Annotated in this window: 1 protein-coding gene; it reads left to right on the top strand. The window is 33.6% G+C overall.

Translation table 11 applies throughout. The features are described 5' to 3' along the window. Nucleotides 1-255 precede the first annotated feature (255 nt). Nucleotides 256-22752, top strand: coding sequence for a hyperosmolarity resistance protein Ebh (gene ebh / locus GVY01_RS04685; protein WP_443028791.1), 22497 nt, complete (start codon nt 256-258; stop codon nt 22750-22752).

The raw sequence follows: 22752 nt of genomic DNA, 5'->3' as shown, positions 1-22752 counted from the left end.
AAAATTTTGTGACTTAGAATCATTATATTTAGAATAATAAATAAATTTTAATACAAAATCATAATGTTTTATGCTATTATAATTTTGAGCATAAATAAATTGTTCAATACCATATTGTGTATGTATATAATTTTACAAGCGATTTCGAGGAATATTTAGAATTCATTGTTTGATAAATAGCGTTATTGTAATTATTTATATATACATAACATTACATCTACGAAACAACATCAAGACAAGGAGTGAACAATAAAAGTGAACAATCGTGAGAAATTACAGAAGTTTAGTATTCGTAAATACACAGTTGGTACATTTTCAACTGTAATCGCAACATTAGTATTTTTAGGATTTAACGCATCTAATGCACAAGCTGAAGAAACAAGTTCTAATGTGCAACCTAAAAATCAAACTTATCAGCATCAAGATGGACAACAGTCAAACACATCTGATTTAGCTAAACAAGAAACAAATACAATTTCACAGACAACCGATAAAGCAAATACTAATGTAGAAACTTCTATCGATAACTCAAGTCAAGAGTCTACAAAAGTAGCAAATTCAAAGAAATCTAATCAATCAGAACAAAATAGTTCTAAAGCACCGCTTCAAAATTCAGAAAATACTGTAAATAAGAATCAAGAAGTTACAAATTCATCTGATTTAGAGCAGGGTAACACATTACAAAATGAACAACTTAATCATGCTGAGAATAAATTAACTGCACATGTTGAAGATAGCTCACGTCAAATTGACCTAAATAATAACAATGACAATGCTCAACCTTCACAAATTGATAAAAATGCTTTACAAGCATTTTTTGATGCAAATTACCATGATTATCGCTTTGTTGATAGAGAGAAAGCTGATAAAACGGCTTTCAATCAAGTAAAAGCAGCATTCGATAAAATTAATTTATTATTAGGAAGTAATGATGAATTAGACAATAAAACATTGCAATTAGCATATAAAGAATTGGAACAAGCTGTTGCAACTATTAAAACACTACCTAAAAGACAGGCCCAAGTACGACGTAATCACCGTATTGAAGAACGTGCAGTAGAAACAAAATCTGGCTCAGATTATCAAAATGCTAATTCTGCATATTATGTAACTAATAACAACGATGGCTCAGGGTATTCTGTAGGTACATACATAAGTGCATCAAATCGTGTACCACCTATCCATCTACCTAATCCAAGATGGAATACCTTACGTGCAGCTGATACAAAAGAAATTGCATTAGTTTATACAAAACAAGTAAAAGACGGCTATGAATGGACTATTAAGTTCAATAAAAGTCATTGGAATCACGAACATATGGTATTTTGGTTTGGTTTACCTGAAGGACAAACTCCAGTCGGGAGAACAATTTTTAGTATTTTAAACAAAGAAGGCACACATTCTTTCAGTAGTTTTGAAGATAAGTCTCTCCCAGAATTTTGGAAAAATACCAGATCTCTTGACAATGGAGCAGCCGACAGTTTTGTTCAAGGCCCAATTCAAAATCATACATTTTATGATGAACCAACTTTTCAAATAAGAAGTTTTACTGATTTTTCTAGAGCAGGTGATTACTTTAATCAGAATGGGGCAAGCGAAACCGCTAAAAGCTTTGGGTTAGAAAACTTTAAGTTATTAAATAAAGAAAAGCCAAGTGAAATACCAGGACTAAATAAAATATACGCTTTTATTGGACATGGTGAAAATAGTTATACTATCCAATTTAAAACAACAGGTCCAACAGCAGACAGACTTTATTATGCAGCAGGGGGACGTGCATATGAATACAACCAACTGTTTATGTACAACCAATTATATGTTGAACCAAGATCTGAATTAACAAAACGTACAGAATCCCTATACCAAACTATCAATCGTACTTATCATTTAGGCAACACAGTAACTGCATATGATCCAGATAGAAGAATGGATGTAACGAGATACGTTTTAGATGGTACAAAAAATAGTAATGATTTTGTTACTGATCCACTTAGTTATGTAGCTTCACCGAACAATCGTGTTTTAGGGTTTTTCCCAGCAGGTGTCGATTATAGTCATAAAAGAACACCAGGCTCTATATCACCATTAAATTCGTTCCAAGTACATCAAATGTTTAACGATAGTACACTAGAAGAAGCTGCAAGAACTGGTAGACCTATTAAATTTATGATTGGTTTTGATATTCAAGACGGAGCAGGAAATGAAGAAACAATTGTACCTGCCCAATTAACTGTCAAACCCGCTGTTCGTAATATTATCAATTTCTTTACAAATGATGAAACTTTAGACAGAGGAGAACAACCTATATCTAAAGCAGCTAATCACCCAGTATTTGCAGTAAATCCTGGTGAAATGCAAAATAGTACTTCACAAGTAGGAAATAAAACTGTACATAATCAACCATTACGAATTAATTTGGTTAGTAATGAACCTTTTACTGATAATGATTGGACTATAAGCGGTTTCCCAAGTACACTTAGAATTGAAAATTCTGTAGATCGTGTGAATACAAATTATGAAAAGAATATTGAATTAGTTGGAACGCTTGCACCTGGTGATTATTTTGGAACAGTTAGATTTGGTAAAAAAGAACAAACTTTTGAAATAAGAGTAAAACCAGAGCCACCTCATATCGATACAACAGCTGAGGAATTGCGTGGTAAAGGTGGCACAAAACAAGATATAGTAGTCTCAAACGTACCACTAGATCCTAAAGCAATTGTATATTTAATCAATACTGGACCGTTAGGACGTAATGGTACAAATGATCCAAATACTGTTCCTATTAATTATAATATTTTGGCAACAGGTAATGCTGACGGAGAACATAGTACTATAACTATTTCCAAAGATAGTTACAATATACTACCTTTACCAAAAAGCGGTAATATTAAAGCAATAGTCTTTTATAATAAAAATGTTCAATCTAATTGGGGCAATGAAGTAGAAATATTACCAGATGTTACATCACCAACAATTAGTAACCCAATAAATAAGGAAAATAAATATTATAGAGGAGATAATGTTAGTTTTACTGTGAATGTGTCAGATGAACAATATGGTTCTGGTCTTAAAAGTACTAATATTACAAATTTACCTAGTGGATGGACATCTAACTTTGTTAAAAATTCAGATGGACGAACAGGAGTTTTAAGTATATCAGGTACTATACCTAATAATCAGGCTTTTAATAGTCACATCACTTTTACGATTACAGCAACTGATAACGCAAACAACATAAGCCAAGGTAAGCAAATATCAATAGATGTTGGAGAAATGAGTCAAGATTTTCAACCTATAGGTCTAGATAATGCTGAAAAGATAAAAGTATCAGATCCAAGATCGGTAACAGATCTTGAAAATATACTTAAAATATTACAAGCGCTTCGAAGCAAAAATGCAACTATAATAGATAAATTAGCTCAAAGAAATCAGATTGTTGTTAATTCAAATGGTTCTGCTAGATTTACTTATTTAGATGGGTCTACAGATAACATGCCTGCTTCAGATATAATCACTTACAATCCTATTAGAAATACAGCATTTGCTAGTGGAGATAATTTAAAACAAGCTACAATTGTTATCGCTAAAGGGCAATCATATAATATTGGTGATTTAAAACAATATTTTGCGCTAGAAGATGGATCTGCGTTACCAAATGATTCATTTTACAATATTTCAGGGGATAATACATTACCTACTGCATCACAAATTTCACGTCTTGATGCAGGAACATATGACTATCAAGTTCTAGCTGCTAATGCGTATCATCAAACTCAAGCACCGTTAACTTTAACTTTAAAAGTTATAGATGTTCAACAACCAACAGATGATCAAAGGGTATATAGAGTATCAAATTATCAATTAACTGATGAAGAAGTTACTCGCGTTAAACAAGCGTTTATTAATGCTAATAGTCAAGAACTTCCACTAACAGAAAATGACATCACTGTAAATAACCCTGATGCTAGACAAGGGGTAAGTACTGTAACTGTGACAGTATCTAAAGATAGATTAGTTAAGACATTTACATCTAATTTGAATAATATGTCATTCCTTCGTTGGGTTGACTTTCCAAATGATTACCAAGTCAGTTGGACTAATCCTAAGATAGCAAATAGACCAACTGATGGGGGACTTGAATGGACACCTGATCATAAATCTTTAATTTATAGATATGACGCTACTTTAGGCCAAGATTTTAATACAAATGAAGTATTAAACTTATTAGTTGCTAATACTAATATTCCAGGTTTAAGAACTAACATCGTCGGTACTGAAAAAGAAGCTGCAGAAGCTGGTAGAAGAGCATCTAATACAACAGGATATTCTTTATCTTCACCAAAGACAGACGGTCAAAGTTTATATACACTCGATGGTCAAGTTATTCAAGTACTTGATATTGTAACAACTAATACCGGCATAGGTGGTCAAACAATTACTTATTCTAATTTGAGTAACAATAGTCAAAACTCAACATTAGTGAATGTAGACAAGCCAGCTATTAATGGTGCAGGTGCATTTACTATTGATAAAGTTATTAAAAACAATACAATTAGCAATGCACATCATTCGATTTATCGAGCTCAATTATATTTATCACCTACAGGTCCAAAACCTTATATTGAATATTTACGTTCAAACATGGATCGTACAACTGACACAATCAATGTGTACTTTGTTCCAAGTGATAAAGTTAATCCAACAATTTCAGTTGAAAATTCAACTAATCAGCAAGTTTATTCTGGGGAAACATATACAAATCATATTACTGCTAATGATAATTATGCATTGCAAGATGTTACAGTAGCACCTACTTCGCAATTAACGGGTAATGTATCTAATAATAATCAACAAGTGTCATTTACAATACCGAATGTAACTAGTTCAACATCTAAAGCAATTAACTTAATTGCAACAGACACAAGCGGAAATAGTACTGAACATTCATTCAATATAGCAATCAAACCATTAAAAGATAAATATCGTGTTTCAACAACTTCTACAGCTCAAAATCCTGTCAGAATCGCTAACATTAGCAATAATGCGAGCATTTCACAAGAGGACCAAGAAGCTATTACAAACTCAGTTACTTTGACAGAAATAGTACCTAATAGAAGTTATGCCACAGCATCAACAAATGAAGTTCAAAGTAAAACTGTAAGTAATGTTCGTAGACGCGGTAATAATGCTGATGTAACTGTTACAGTAACTTATACAGATGGAACTTCATCAACTGTAACTGTACCAGTTAAGCACATTCTTTATAATGTGATTGCTTCACCAAAATTTACAATACAAGGTCAAAATTTTGTTAGTGGTAATGGATCAGCTCCAAGTGATTTCTTCACATTAGATAATGGAGACCCTGTACCTGATGCGACAATCACATGGTTACCAAATAATACACCTAATAAAAATAATGCTCAAATAGGTGAAAGCATCACAGTTAGAGCTAATATTTTATTTGATGGTGAAACTTCACCAATTGAAAAAGAATCATCGTATATGGTTGTAAAGACTGTGCCTAAACAAGTATTTGTTGCACCTAAATTGGGAACATTCCCTGGTATTACTGACGTCAACAACCCTAAAGAATTTTTAAAACCTATTAATAACTCATGGTCTAACCAACCTGAAAATATGAGATTTGAGTTTATTGGCAATAATGGCTTAGGACCAAATACACGTCAAATAGGATTCCAAACTAGACTAGTACGTGTAACTTATGCTAATGGTCAAACTGAAAACGTTAGATTCTTATCTAAAGTACGTCCAGACCCACCAATTATTGATGCAAATTCTGTAAGTTACAAAGCTGGATTAACAAATCAAGAGGTTAAGTTATCTAATGTATTACCAAATTCAACAGTCCAATTATTTAAAGCAGATGGCACACCATTAACAATTACAAACCCACAAATTGGTGACAATCGTACACTAGTTGTTACTGTCACTGATGCATTACCTGATGGTGAAATTAAAGCTACTGCAACGTTGTCAGAAGGTAATCTTTCTTACACATCTATAAATGATCGTGGCCAAGTTACAAATGAAAGACACTCTGAAACTGTAGATTCTTTAGATAGTGATAGTGTTCGAGTAACACCACAATTACAAGCTATTGATGAAGGAGCAGTATTAGTTAAAGGTGGAAATAACTTTGATTTTGATCATGCAGAACGTTTTATTAAGAATGTACCAAGTGGCGCAACAGCTACATGGCAAGATAATCCTGATAATTGGAAAAATACTGTAGGCTCATTTACTAAAACAGTTACAGTCACATTACCAAACGATCAAGGCACTAGAACTGTTGATATACCAGTCAAAATTTATCCATCAGCAGTCGCAATTAGTCCTGCTCGTGATAAAAAGGGTACAAATCTTACTCACGGCACTCAAGCTATTAATTATATAACTTTTGAACCAAATCAAAATACAACAGGAATTACTGCTGAATGGGCTAATAATTCTGCACCAACTTCTAATACTGCAGGCGTACAAAACTTAACAATTAACGTAAATTATCCTGGTATACCTACACCAGTGCAAGTACCTGTAAAAGTGTATGTATATCAATTTGATTTCCCTCAAAGTGAATATACAACAACAATAGGTACAACATTTGCGTCAGGCATTGATGCTTCTCAATATGCTCATAATGAAAATGGTGATGGCCTACCTACTGACGGATTCACATATCGTTGGAACAAAACTGCAACTGGTACTAATAATGCAAGCTGGTCAGCTATGAACAAACCAAATGCAGCTAAAGTAGTAAATGCTACATATGATGTTTTATACAATGGTCGAACATTTGCGACATCTCAACCAGCTAAATTTATTGTTAAAAATGTTCAACCAACTAAACCAACTATCAGTGAAACGGCTCAAGGTGAAATTACAATTGCACCAGGTAATGATCAACGTATTAATACAAGTTCTGGAAATGTTACAACTTATGCCGATAGATTAGTAATTAAACGTAATGGAAATGTAATTACTTCATTTAATAGAAATAATAATAGAAGCCCTTGGACTAAGGAGCAATCTGCTCATACTGTAGCAGGACTCGTAGGTACTGGTAATGGAATTACCGTTGCAGCAGGAACATTTAACCCAGCTGATACAATTCAAGTTATCGCAACTCAAGGTAGTGGAGAATTAACAAGTGCTGAACAACCAAGTGATGAATTCACAGTTATAGCACCACAACCGAATCAAGTTTTATCTACTGCATGGGACAATGGTCAATTAGACATTACACCTAATAACCCAACAGGCAATTTAGTTAACCCAACAAATGCTGTTGATATTACTTACACTGAAAAACTTGCTAATGGTACTGAACAAAATAAAACATTACATGTTGTTAAAGGGGCAAACGGCAAGTGGTCTATAGCTGATCAACCAAGTTACATTACATTAGACAGTACAACTGGTAAAGTAACGTTTAATGCTAATACAATTAAGCCAAATTCAGAAGTAACAGCAGTTGCTAAAGCAGGTTCTGGTAATGCAGCAAGTTCTAATTCTAGAACATTAACATCACCAGCAGAGCACACAGTAACAACGGATCAAATTATTAAAGAATTCGGCGACAATGTTACTGCTGACGAAATTAACAATGCTGTACATGTTAATAACAAACAAAATGCTGCTATCAAACAAGGTACAAATATGCCTACAAATTTAGCTGGCGGTAGCACAACAACAATTCCTGTCATCATTACTTATAACGATGGTAGTACTGAAGAAGTTACAGAAACAATCTTTACTAAATCTGACAAACGTGAATTAATTGCTGCTAATACTCATTTAGATGATGCAATTAGTACTGACGGTAAAACACCATCCAGTATTAATCAATATAACCAAGCAATGACAGCTGCCGAGCAACAAATCAATGCTGCTAAAGCTGAGGCAAATCAAGTCATTCAAGATCAATTTGCGTCACCTCAACAAGTTAGTGCTGCTTTAACAAAAGTACAAGTAGCTCAAACGAAAATTGATCAAGCAAAAGCATTATTACAAGATAAAGCTGATAATAGTGAACTAGTAACAGCGAAAAACAACTTACAAGCAGCTATTGATCAAGTACCTTCAACAGACGGTATGACTCAACAAAGTATTGATAATTACAATACGAAACAACAAGTGGCTCAAGTAACTATTACTAATGCACAACAAGTGATTGATAATGGTGATGCGACTGAACAAGAAATTGCTGATGAAAAAGCAAGCGTAGAACTTGCATTAACTGAACTTAACGAAGCAAAAGCTAATTTAACTGCTGATACTACTGCATTACAACAAGCAGTACAACAACTTGATAGAACTGGTTCAACTACTGATAAGAAACCAGCTAGTATTTCAGCTTACAACCAAGCAATGCAAGCACTTAATAGTGATTTAATTAGTGCTCGTAACAATGCGAATGCCGTCATTAATAAACCAATTCGCACTGTACAAGAAGTACAAGATGCGATGACTGCAGTAAATAGAGTCAATGAACAAATCACTCAAGCTATCGATCAATTACAACCTTTAGCAGATAACAGTGAATTAAAAGCAGCGAAAGCTAAACTTGATGAGGAAATAAATAAATCTGTATCAACAGATGGTATGACTCAAGAATCAATCAATGCTTACCAAACAGCTAAACAAACGGCTCAAGCTGAATCAAATAACGCACAACAAGTCATTGATAATGGAGATGCAACTGACCAAGACATCGCAGCTGAAAAAGCTAAAGTTGAAACTCAATACAATAACTTAAAACAAGCTATTACTAACTTAACGCCAGACCAAGCACCGTTAGAAGCAGCGAAAAATGATTTAGAAAATGATATTAACCGTTCGCCAAGCACAACTGGTATGACTGCAGATTCTGTCGCTAACTTTAATGAAAAACGAAATGCTGCACAACAAGCTTTAGAAGCTATTACTCAAGTACTTCAAGGTAATCCAGATGTCGCTACAATTAGAGACAACATTACTAAAGCTAATAACGCTAAATCTGCTCTTGATACTGCACGCGATAATTTAACTGTAGACAGAGCACCATTAGAAAATGCGAAAAATGAGTTACAACAAAGCATCACTCAAGCTGAAAATACTAGTACAACAGGTATGACTCAAGATTCGGTGAGTGCATTTAATACAAATCTTTCTGCAGCGAAAGAAAAACTAAATGCTATTACTCAAGTATTAGATGGCAATCCTTCAGTTGACGACATCAATACAAATACAACCCAAACTAACAGTGTTAAATCTGAATTAGATCAAGCTAGAACAAATCTAACGCCAGATAAAGCACCACTAGAAGCGGCTAAACAAGCGTTAGAGCAAAGTATTAATCAACCAACAGATACTGTTGGTATGACAACCGCTTCACTAAATGCATATAACGAAAAATTAGAAGCAGCACGTCAAACTTTAAATGCAGTGAATCAAGAACTTGCTGGCCAACCATCAGTTCAAACTATCAATGATAAAGTGACTCTAGCAACTAACGCTCAAGCTGAGTTAGATCAAGCAAGAGCTGGTTTAACATTAGATCGTCAACCAACTTTGGAAGCATTACAAAATGTAACAAGTCTTAACCAAGCTCAAAAAGATAACTTTAGAGAGCAAATTAATGCTGCATCAAATCATGCTAGTCTTGAAACAATTCAAAATAGTATTAATGCATTAAATACTGCTATGACATCATTACGAGACAGCATTAATGATAATGATTCAATTAAAACTGGTATTAACTATACTGATGCAACATCATCTAACAGAACAAATTATGATAATGCAGTAAATGCAGCTAAAGACATTATTGGAGAACAAAATAGTCCAACAATGTCTCCTGACGCAGTTAATCAAAAAGCTAATACCGTTAATTCAACTAAAGCTGCCTTAGACGGAGAGCAAAACTTACAACGTGCTAAACAAGAAGCAATTGATACTATTACTAATGCTAATGATTTAAATCAAGCGCAAAAGAACGCTTTAACACAACAAGTAACGCAAGCTCAAAATGTACAAGCAGCAAATGATATTAAACAAAATGCGACTGCTCTAGATACAGCTATGGCCAATTTAAAACAAGGTGTCGCTAACCACGATCAATTAGTTCAAAGTGACAACTATGTCAATGCAGATACTAATAAGAAAAATGCTTATGACACTGCTTATAATCAAGCAAATACAATCATTAATGGCAACGCTCAAAATCCAACGTTAATACCTAATGATGTAACTAACGCATTACAACAAGTGTCTCAGGCTGAAACTGCATTAAACGGTTCTGATAACCTTAACAATGCTAAACAAGAAGCTCAAACAGCACTTGGTCAATTAACGCATTTAAATGACGCTCAACGTCAACAGTTACAGTCACAAATCAACGACGCACATCAAGTTGATACTGTTAACGCAGCGAAAGAACTCGCATCTAACTTAGACACGGCAATGAATAACTTACAAAATGCTATTGCTAATAACGAAGCAGTAAAACGTGGCGAAGATTACTTAGATGCAGATAATGAAAAGCAAAATAACTACAATCAAGCAGTTTCAAATGCTAAACAAATCATTAGTGAAACTACGCAACCAACAATGACTGTTGATGCAATTAACCAAGCGATAAATCAAGTTACTTCAACAAAAGATGCATTAAATGGTGAAGAAAAGCTTGAACAAGCAAAACAACAAGCTAACAATGAGTTGAATACACTATCTCATTTAAATAATGCTCAAAAAGCAGACATCACTTCTAAAATTAATGATGCAACTAATATTGCTAACGTTAATTCAGTGAAACAATCTGCCAATGATTTAAATACTGCAATGAGTAACTTACAAGATGCAATTAACAGCGAAAATGACACGTTAAATAGTCAAAATTATCAAGATGCATCATCTGATAAACAAACTAACTACACAACAGCAGTTAATGAAGCTAAAGCAATCCTAGCTCAAAACGGTCCTAATAAAACTCAAGACCAAGTTAACGCAGCTATTGCTAAAGTGAATACAGCTAAGAGCGAATTAAACGGTAACCGTAATTTAGAACAAGCACAACAAACTGCTAAACAAGCATTATCACAATTAACGCATTTAACTGATGCTCAAAAAGATCATTTAACAACTCAAATTAATAACAGTACAACAGTGGCAGATGTTCAAAGTATCCAAGGTAATGCGAATACGTTAGACCACGCGATGGATACATTAAGACAAAGCATTGCTGACCAAAATACTGTAAGAAATAGTGAAGATTATAACGATGCATCACCTGATAATCAAAATTCATATAATAACGCAGTAACTTCAGCTGAAGACATCATCAATGCTTCAACTAATCCAGAGATGAGTGCTGATACAATTAATGCGAAAGCTCAACAAGTGCTTCATGCTAAAGGCGATTTAAACGGTGACGAAAACTTATCAGCTGCTAAACAAAATGCACAACAGTATTTAGATACGTTATCTCATATTACTAACCAACAAAAAGATAACTTAAATACTCAAATCACTAATGCTCAAAATATTAGCCAAGTTGAACAAGCAAAACAAGTTGCTCAAAGTTTAGACACTACAATGAATAACTTACAAGATGCTGTTAATAATGAAAATCAAGTAAAAGCAACAGAAAATTACACTGATGCAGATACTAATAAACAAACAGCATACGATGAAGCGATTGCAGCTGCCAAAGCGATTTTAAATAAAGATGCAGGTCCTAACACACCACAAAATGATGTAGAAACAGCATTACAAAGAATTACTAATGCACAAAATGAATTGAATGGTGATCATAAAATTAATGATGCTAAAACAGCAGCTATTCAACATTTAGGTACATTAAATCATTTAACTACTGCTCAACATAACGCATTAGAAAATGATATCAACCAAGCAACTAATCTTGCTGGCGTTGAACAAGTAAAACAAAATGCTGATGCATTAAATACATCAATGGGACAATTACAAACATTAGTTGATGATAAAAATAATGTTCAAAATAGTCAAAACTATTTAGATGCAGATTCACAAAATCAATCAAATTATGATATGTATCTTGTAACTGCTGAATCAACTGTAAACAAAGCGACTGGACCTAATACTTCTAAATCAGATGTAGATACTTTAGTTAACCAAATTAACCAAGCACAACAAGCATTAAATGGTCAACAAAACTTAGATCAAGCTAAACAAAGTGCAATCAATACAATTGATCAAAGCACTAACTTAAATACTGCTCAAAAAGACGCTTTAAAAGCTCAAGTTACTAGTGGTAATCGTGTTGCTGATGTAAATGGCGTTAAGCAATTAGCAACAACACTTAATACATCAATGGGTAACTTAAGACAATCGATTGCTAACAAAGCAGAAACTTTAACAAACGGAAATTATATCAATGCAGATAACGATAAACGTAATGCATATGACATTCAAGTTGCTAATGCAGAATCTATTATCAATGGTACAAATAATGTTGTTCTTGTACCAACAGATATCGATAATGCTACAACTTCAGTAACAAGTGCTTATAATGCGTTAAATGGTGATAATAATTTACGTGTTGCAAAAGAAAATGCTAACAACACGATTGACGGATTAGCACAATTGAATAACGTTCAAAAAGCAAATCTAAAAGAACAAGTTCAAAATGCTCAAACATTACCTGACGTTCAAACAGTTAAAACTAATACACAAACACTGAATGATGCAATGAGAACATTAAGAGATAGTGTTGCTAATGAACAAACAGTAAAATCAAGTCAAAACTATACTGATGCAAACCAAGACTTGCAACAGGCATACGATGCTCAAGTTAATAATGCGAATAACATTATTAATGAAACTGGCACGCCAACAATGAATCCAAATACAATTACTCAAGCAACAACACAAGTGACAACTGCAGAAGGTGCATTAAATGGTGCTCAAAATCTTGTTAATGCCCAAAACAATGCGAAAGCAAACTTAAATACATTATCTCATTTAACAAATGAGCAAAAAGAAAGTATTACTAATCAAATTAATAGTGCAACTCATGTGAATGATGTAACTACTATTCAAAATGATGCGACTCAACTGAATAATGCTATGAATGAATTAGCTCAATCGATTCAAGATCAAGAATCTACTAAACAACAGGTTAACTACACTAATGCTGACCAAGCTAATCAAGAAGCATACAATAATGCAGTAGCTGAAGCAGAACGTATTTTAGATAAAGAACATGGCGCGAATACATCACATGCTGATGTTCAAACAGCAATTCAAAATGTTCAAAGTACTAAACAAGCATTAAATGGTGACCGAAATGTTGAAATAGCTAAGACAAATGCTAAAAATGCATTAGAACAACTTACATCACTTAACAATGCTCAAAAAGCAGCGTTAACGACTCAAATCGACAATGCACCAACAGTTGCTAACGTCGAGCAAGTATCTAATACTGCAACACATTTAAACCAAGCTATGGCTGAGTTACAGCAAGGTATTAACGATAATAATGATGTATTACAAAGCGTTGATTATACTGATGCTGACCCAACTAACCAACAAGCGTATACAAATGCAGTTACTCAAGCTAATGCAATTTTAAGTAAAGATCAAGGTACAAATGCAGATATTACTCAAGTTCAAGCAGCATTAAATCAAGTTACAACTGCTAAAAATGCATTAAACGGTGAAGAAAAAGTTGCTCAAGCTAAAGAAGCTGCTAAACAAGCATTAGCAACATATAATCACTTGAACACTGCACAAACAAATGTAGCAACTGAACAAATTACTAATGCAACTACACTTGCACAAGTCGCTCAAGCACAAAATACAGCTCATGAATTAAATACTGCGATGGGCGAATTACAAAATAGTATTAATGATCAAACTACAGTGAAAAATAGTGTTAACTTTACTGATGCTGATCAAACTAAGCAAGATGCTTATACAAATGCAGTTACTGAAGCGCAAAGTATTTTAGATAATGCACACGGTGGTAACTTAAATAAAGAACAAGTTGAAGCGGTAACTAATAAAGTGTCTACAGCTAAAGACAATTTAAATGGTGATGCTAAAGTTCGTGAAGCGAAAGCTGATGCACTGAATAACTTAGGTACACTAAATCAATTAAACGATGCACAAAAGGCACATTTAACTAAAGAAATTAATAGTGCCTCTACAGTTGATGGCGTTAACCAAGTTAAAACAACTGCACAAAACTTAAATTCAGCTATGCAACAATTACAACAAGCTATCGCGAATAAAGATGAAACTTTAAACAATCAAAACTACTTAGATGCTAATACAGATAAGAAAAATGCATATACTGGAGCAGTAGCAAATGCCGAAAGTATTTTAGACAAAACGAGTGGCACAAATGCTGATCAAAACGCAATTGAACAAGCAATTCAAAACGTTACTCAAACTGCTAGTGAATTAAATGGTATTCAAAACTTACAAACAGCTAAAAATGATGCAACACAAGCAATTGAAAACTTAGCACATTTGAATACACCACAGAAAAATGCACTAAAAGAGCAAGTTAACCAAGCTCAAAATGTAGCAGCTGTTACTGACCTTCAAAATAATGCTAATGCATTAGACACTGCAATGGATCAATTACAACAAACTGTAGCTGACCACAATGCAATAATTACTGATGGTAATTACACTAATGCAAGTGCTGAGAAACAAGGTAACTATACTGATGCTTACCAACACGCACAAAACTTAATTAACGGTTCGCCAGATGTTGTTACAAATCCAGCAGACATCAATACTGCTACACAAAATGTAAACAGCGCTGAAAATGAATTAAATGGTAATACTAATCTTTCAAATGCGAAACAAGAAGCAACAGAAGCATTAAATCATCTAACAGATCTCACTGATGCACAACGTCAAAGTATTACAAACCAAATTAACGGTGCTACACAACTTGATGAAGTTGCTAATATCAAGTCAAATGCAAATGCACTTAACAATGCGATGACTGATTTAAGACAAGAAATAAGTCATCAACAAGCAGTTAAATCAAGTCAACCATTTGCCGATGCTGATAACGATAGACAAACTGCTTACAACGATGCGATTAACCATGCTGAAAGTATTGTTAGTGAAACTACTCAACCAGAACTTAATCCTTCAAACGTTTCACAAGCAATGCAACAAATTAAAACAGCAGAAACTGGTTTAAATGGTGCCGCTAACTTAACACGTGCTAAAGAAAATGCATTACAAGATTTAAATCAACTTACTCATTTAAATCAAGCACAACGTACAGACTTTACTAACCAAATTAATGATGCTCAAAATATTGCAACAGTAAATCAAGTTACTTCTATTGCATCATCACTTAATCAAGCAATGGGACAATTGATTGATGCTGTTAATGACCAAACAGATGTTAAACAAAGCGTCAATTACACTGATGCAGAACCATCTAAACAACAGGATTATAATAACGCAATAACAAGTGCTGAAAGTATTACAAACCCAACTACTGGTTCAAATGCAAACCAAGCACAAGTTGAAACAGCTTTGTCAGCAATTAATACTGCTAAACAAGCTTTAAATGGTACGCAAAAAGTCAACGAAGCTAAAAATAATGCATCGCAAGAATTAAATGGTTTAGATAATTTAAATAATGCTCAAAGAGAAAATGTAGCTCAAAAAATTAATCAAGCTCAAACAGTTGCTGAAGTAGAAAAAATTAAACAAGATGCTCAAGATTTAAACACAGCTATGACTAAATTAAAAGAAAGCTTGGCTGACAAAGACAATACGTTAGATAGTCAAAATTATTTAGATGCTGATAATAATAAGAAAACTGATTATACAAATGCAGTGACAAATGCTGAAAATATTTTAAACCCTACACAAGGTACAAATCTAACTAAAGAGCAAGTTGAAGCTGCAACTAACCAAGTTAATTCAGCTAAGAATGATTTAAATGGTAATCAAAACTTAAATAACGCTAAACAACAAGCTACAACAAATATCGATGGATTAACTAATGTTACTGATGCTCAAAAAGAAGCACTTAAACAATTAGTTGGAAATTCATCGAATGTAGCAGAAGTTCAAGCTAATTTACAAAAAGCACAAGACGTTGACCAAGCGATGAATCATTTAAAACAAAGTATTGCAGATAATACAGCAACTAAGAATGATCAAAACTACTTAGATGCGTCACCAAATAAACAAGAGACATATAACAATGCAGTTAATAGTGCAAAAGGTATTATAGATAACACATCTAATCCTTCATTAGATCCGACTGTTATTAATCAAGCCGCAACTAACGTGACAAACGCTAAAAATGAATTGAATGGTAATGAAAATCTGAACCAAGCAAAACAAGAGGCTAATCAAACAGTAGGTGGACTTGATAACTTAAATAATGCACAACAACATGCTTTAAATGAGCAAATTAGTCATGCAACATCAGTTGATGAAGTAAATCAAATTAAAAACAATGCTCAAAACTTAAACAACGCTATGGCAGGTTTAAAACAAGCAATTGCCGACAAAGATTTAACAACATCAAAAGTTAACTTCACTGATGCTGACCCAGAGAAACAAACTGCCTATAATGAAGCTATCGCGCATGCTGAAAATATATTAGATAAAGCTAGTGGCGGTAACGTATCTCAAACTGAAGTTGAACAAGCCATTCAACAAGTCAACAATGCTAAACAAGCATTAAACGGTGATGCAAACGTTCAACAAGCTAAAGACGAAGCAACTGAATTCATCAATAATGCGAGTGACTTAAACCAAGCTCAAAAAGATGCTTTAAAAGGTCAAGTGAATAATGCTACAACTGTTACTGAAACAAATGGTATTAAACAAACTGCTCAAGACTTAAATAATGCAATGACACAATTGAAACAAAGTATTGCAGATAAAGATCAAACTAAAGCTGATGGTAACTTTACAAATGCTGATACTAATAAACAAACTGCATACAACAATGCTGTCACTCAAGCTCAACAGTTAATTGACGGAGCTCCAAATGTAGTTGTAACACCAAGTGAAATTACTGATGCGCTTAACCATGTTAATCAAACTAAAGACGAATTAAACGGTAATACAAACTTAGCTAATGCTAAACAAACAGTTACAAATGCAATTGATCAATTACCAAACTTAAATCAAGCTCAACGTGATGAATATAATAAACAAATCACACAAGCTACAGCAGTTCCAGATGTAAATGCGATTCAAACAGCTGCTGAAAAGCTTAACGAAGCTATGACAAACTTGAAACAAGGTATCGCTAACAAAGACGATATTTTAGCAGACGAAGACTATCACGATGCAGATCAAGATAAACAAGCAGCATTTAACGATGCTATCTCTGCTGCACAAGATTTATTAAATCAAACAGCTAGTCCAACAATGGATCCAACTCAAGTGACTAATGCTTTAACGAAAGTTCAAGAAACAACTCAAGCCTTAAATGGTAATGAAAAACTTGAAACTGAAAAGCAAAATGCAAAAGCAACGATAACTACACTTGATCATTTAAATAGTGCACAACAACATGCTCTTACTGATCAAATTGATCAAGCACCAGATATCGAACATGTTAACCAAATCAAACAAGTAGCGGAAAACTTAAATAATGCTATGACAGCCTTATCTAATGGATTACAAGATAAGACAGAAACATTAGGCAACATCAATTACACAGATGCTGATCAAGATAAGAAAGATGCATATAATGCTGCTATTGCACATGCTGAAAATATCTTAGATAAAGCTAATGGTGGCAATGTACCTCAAACTGAAGTTGAACAAGCATTACAACAATTAACTGATGCGAAACAAGCATTAAATGGTAATAACAATGTTCATAATGCCAAAAATGAAGCAATTCAAGCTATTGAAAATGCAAGTGAGTTAAACCAAGCTCAAAAAGAAGCGTTAAAACAACAAGTAGATTTAGCTACTACAGTTGATAAAGTCAATGGTATTAAACAAACAACGCAAGATTTAAATCAAGCAATGACTGATTTAAAACAAGGTATTGCAAATCATGACCAAGTGATTACAAATGGTAATTACTTAAATGCAGATCAAGATAAACAATTAGCATATTCTGATGCAGTAAATCATGCTCAACAAATTATCAATGGAACTCCAAATGCTATAGTTAATCCACAAGAAGTAACTCAAGCATTACAACAAGTGACTCAAACTAAAGGCGAATTAAATGGTGATCAAAATCTTCAAACCGCACAACAAAATGCGACAACAATGATTGATCAATTATCTAATTTAAACACACCTCAAAAAGAGGCGCTTAAACAACAAGTAACTCAAGCAGGTTTAGTTCCAGATGTTAATCGTGTAAAACAAACTGCTAATGATTTAAATACTGCAATGGGTAATTTGAAACAAAAACTTCAAGCTAACAGTCAAGTGCCGCAATCAATCGATTACACTCAAGCAGATAACAGCAAGCAAGTTGCTTATGACAACGCTACAAATCTAGCTCAACAAATCGTAGATGGCACATCAACAGCTGTATTAAACGTTGAAGAAGTTAATCAAGCACTAACAAGTGTTAATCAAACTAAAGATGACCTTAACGGTAATGAAAACTTAGCTCAAGCTAAGCAAGAAGCAACAACTCAACTTGGTACTTTACAAGATTTAAATCAACCACAACATGATGCTCTTGCTGAACAAATTAACCAAGCACAATCAATTGATGCTGTTAACCAAATTAAACAAACTGCACAAGAAGTTAACAATGCAATGAATCAATTAAAACAAAGCATTGCTAATAAAGATCAAGTATTAGGTAGTGAAAATTATCACGATGCTGATGCAGACAAACAAACAGCATACACGAATGCAGTGAACCAAGCAGAAGCTATTATTAATCAATCATCTAATCCGACGTTAAATGCTAGTGACATCGAGAACACGATGAACCAAGTTAATAACACACATAACGAGTTAAACGGTGATGCAAAACTTGCTACTGAAAAGCAAAATGACAATACAGAAATTAATGCAATGTCTCATTTAAACGATGCTCAAAAACAAGCACTCACAACTCAAATTGAACAAGCACCAGATATTGCAACAGTAAATCAAGTTAAGCAAACTGCTCAAAATCTTGATCAAGCAATGAATCAATTAGCTCAATCAATTAATGACAATGCACAAACATTAACTGATGGTAATTATTTAAATGCTGATCAACAAAATCAAGAAGCGTATAGCCAAGCAGTTGCTAATGCTGAAAATGTATTAAACCAACATGCTGGCACAAATGAACTTCAAGATGCAGTTGAACGTTTAACAAATACAGTTAATAATGCGAAACAAGCGTTGAATGGTAATACAAACTTAGCTCAAGCTCAACAAGAAGCTACTCAGTTTGTTAATCAATTACAACATCTTAACGATGCTCAAAAGCAAAATTACAATACTCAAATTAACCAAGCACCATTAGTTACAGATGTTTCAACAATAAAACAAAACGCTCAAGCGCTTGACCAAGCGATGGAACAATTGAGAAATAGTATTGCAGATAACCAAGACACATTAGCTTCTGAAGACTATCATGATGCAACAAATGAACGTCAAAATGACTATAACAATGCAGTAAATGCAGCAAATAATATCATTAACGAAGCTACTTCACCAATCATGAATCCAAATGATATCAATTCAGCTACATCTCAAGTGAACACAACTAAAGTAGCTTTAGATGGTGACGAAAATCTTGCAAACACTAAACAACAAGCTACTGAAACAATTAGACAATTGAGCCATTTAAATCAAGCTCAAGTCCAAGCTTTAGAAGCTCAAATTACTCAATCGTCAGACATTGCTACAGTGAATCAACACTTACAAACTGCACAAGATTTAAACAGTGCAATGGGTAATTTAATTCAGGCTATTGCTAACCATAATGACATTGAACAACAAGGCAACTATACAAATGCGGATAATGATAAACAGACAGCATACACTGATGCAATTGCGAATGCAGAAAGTATCATTAATCCACAAACGGGTCAAAATGCATCACAAACAGAAGTTGAACAAGCAATTACTCGTGTTCAAGATGCGTTACAAGCATTAAATGGTGATCAAAACTTACAAGATGCAAAAGTCAATGCTGAACAAGCAATTAATGCACTAGTTAATTTAAACGACCCACAAAAACAAGCTTTAATACAACAAGTGAATGGTGCACCATTAGTGACTGATGTTCACCAAATTGAACAAAATGCTAATACACTAAATCAAGCAATGCATGGTTTACGAGAAAGCATACAAGATAACGCAACAGTCAAAACGAATAGTATTTACATTAATGAAGATCCAACAGAACAACAAAACTATGATCAAGCAGTTCAACATGCACAAGATATCATCAATGAACAAACTGCTACGTTAGATGAAAATACTATTAATCAAGCTACTGAAGCAGTTAACAATGCTAAGCAATCATTACATGGTGATTTGAAATTACAAAACGACAAAGACCATGCTAAACAAATAGTTAGTCAGTTATCTCATTTAAATGATGCTCAAAAACATATGGAAGATGCATTAATAGATAGTGAGTCTACAAGAACAGCTGTTAATAATGACTTAAACGAAGCACAAGCCCTTGATCAATTAATGGATATATTACGTCAAAGCATTGCTGACAAAGATGAAATTCATGCAAACAGTCAATATATTAATGCTGAACCTAACAAACAACAAGATTTTGACACTGCTTTACAAAACGCTGAAAATATCATTGCTGGAACTAATAACCCAACAATTAATAAGGGTGATGTGTCTCAAGCAACTCAAGCTGTCGATAATGCGAAACAAGCATTAGACGGAGTTCAAAGATTAGAAGAAGATAAACAAAATGCAGGTACATCATTAAATCAATTTGATCATTTAACACCTGCTCAGCAGCAAGCTTTAGAAAATGCTATCAACAACGCTTCCACTCGTGATGAAGTTGCACAAAAACTTGCAGAAGCGCAAGCACTTAATAATGCAATGCAAGCTTTAAAAGATAGTATTCAAGATCATGCACAAGTTGAAGCTAGCAGTAAATTTATTAACGAAGATCCTACTCAAAAAGGTGCTTACACTGATGCAGTTAACAATGCTTTAGACATTATCAATAATGATTCAAATCCAACACTAGATAAGTCTGCGATTGAACAAGCAACTCAAGCAGTAAATAATGCTAAAGATAATTTACATGGTGATCAAAAATTAGCTGATGATAAACAACATGCTAATGAAACTCTAAATCAATTAAATAATCTTAATACTGCTCAACGTGATACGCTACAAAATCAAATTAATGGCGCATCAACTAGAGATGAAGTTGCACAAATTATCAATCATGCTCAAGCACTTGATTTAGCAATGGAAAATCTAAAAGAAAGTATTAAAGACCAAGCTCAAACTGAAGCGAGTAGCAAATTTATTAATGAAGATCCTGCACAAAAAGATGCATATACACAAGCAGTACAACATGCTCAAGAATTGATTGACCAAACGTCTAATCCTACATTAGATATCACTAAAGTCGACCAACTAACTCAAGCAGTGAATAATGCCAAAGATAATTTACATGGTGACCAAAAACTTGAGCAAGCGAAACAAAGAGCTTTAGAGAGCTTAAATAACTCAACTGACCTAAATCATCCACAACGTCAAACGCTTGAAACACAAATCAATCAAGCAACAACTAGAGATGATATTAATCAAATCTTAGTGAATGCTGCTGACCTTAATACAGCAATGGGCAATTTAAAAGCAAGCATTAATGACCAAGCACAAGTTGAAGCAAGTAGTAAATTTATTAATGAAGATCCTGAACAAAAAGATGCTTATACTGAAGCAGTAACTAATGCCAAAGATTTAATCAATCAAACTTCAAATCCAACAATGGATACAAGCCAAATTGAACAAAAAATCCAAGACGTTATCAATGCTAAAGATAATCTTCATGGTGATCAAAAACTTGAACAAGACCAACAGCAAGCAACAACTACTATTGATAGTTTAGATCATTTAAATCATGCGCAACAACAAGCTACTAAAGATGCAATTGCTGGTGCTACAACAAGAACAGAAGTAGCACAATTGGTTCAAACAGCAACTCAACTTGATCAAGTGATGAAATCATTAAAAGATCAATTGAATCAAATTAATACTGATAAAGCTGAGCCTAATTACACTGAAGCATCAACAGATAAACAAGATGCATTAAATCAAGTAATAAGTAATGCTGAAAATATCGTTAACCCAGCACAAGGTACAAATGCTAATCAAACTGAAGTTGAACAAGCTTTAACACAACTTCAAGAAACTGCAAATGATTTAAATGGTAATCAACGTGTTGCTGATGCAAAAGCACAAGCTAAAACAGATATCGATCAATTAACACATCTTAATAACGAACAGCAAACTGCTATTAAACAAAATATTGATAACGCTACTCAACTTCAACCAATTGCTCAAATAGTTGAACAAGCAACTCAATTAAATACAGCAATGCAACAATTACAAGATGCAGTTAATGATCATACTAATGTTGAAAATTCGGTTGATTATAACCAAGCAGATAACGATAAACAACAAGCATATCAACAAGCAATAACACATGCTCAACAATTACTTACAGAAAATGCATCGCAACAACAAGTTGAACAAGCTTATCAGGACATACAAAAACTAAACAAGCATTAA

Source organism: Staphylococcus sp. 8AQ (assembly GCF_902506595.1).
In the GTDB taxonomy this organism is placed as follows: domain Bacteria; phylum Bacillota; class Bacilli; order Staphylococcales; family Staphylococcaceae; genus Staphylococcus; species Staphylococcus pasteuri.
The sequence above is the reverse complement of the archived record's forward strand: the minus strand, read 5'-3'. Positions and strand labels throughout refer to the sequence as shown.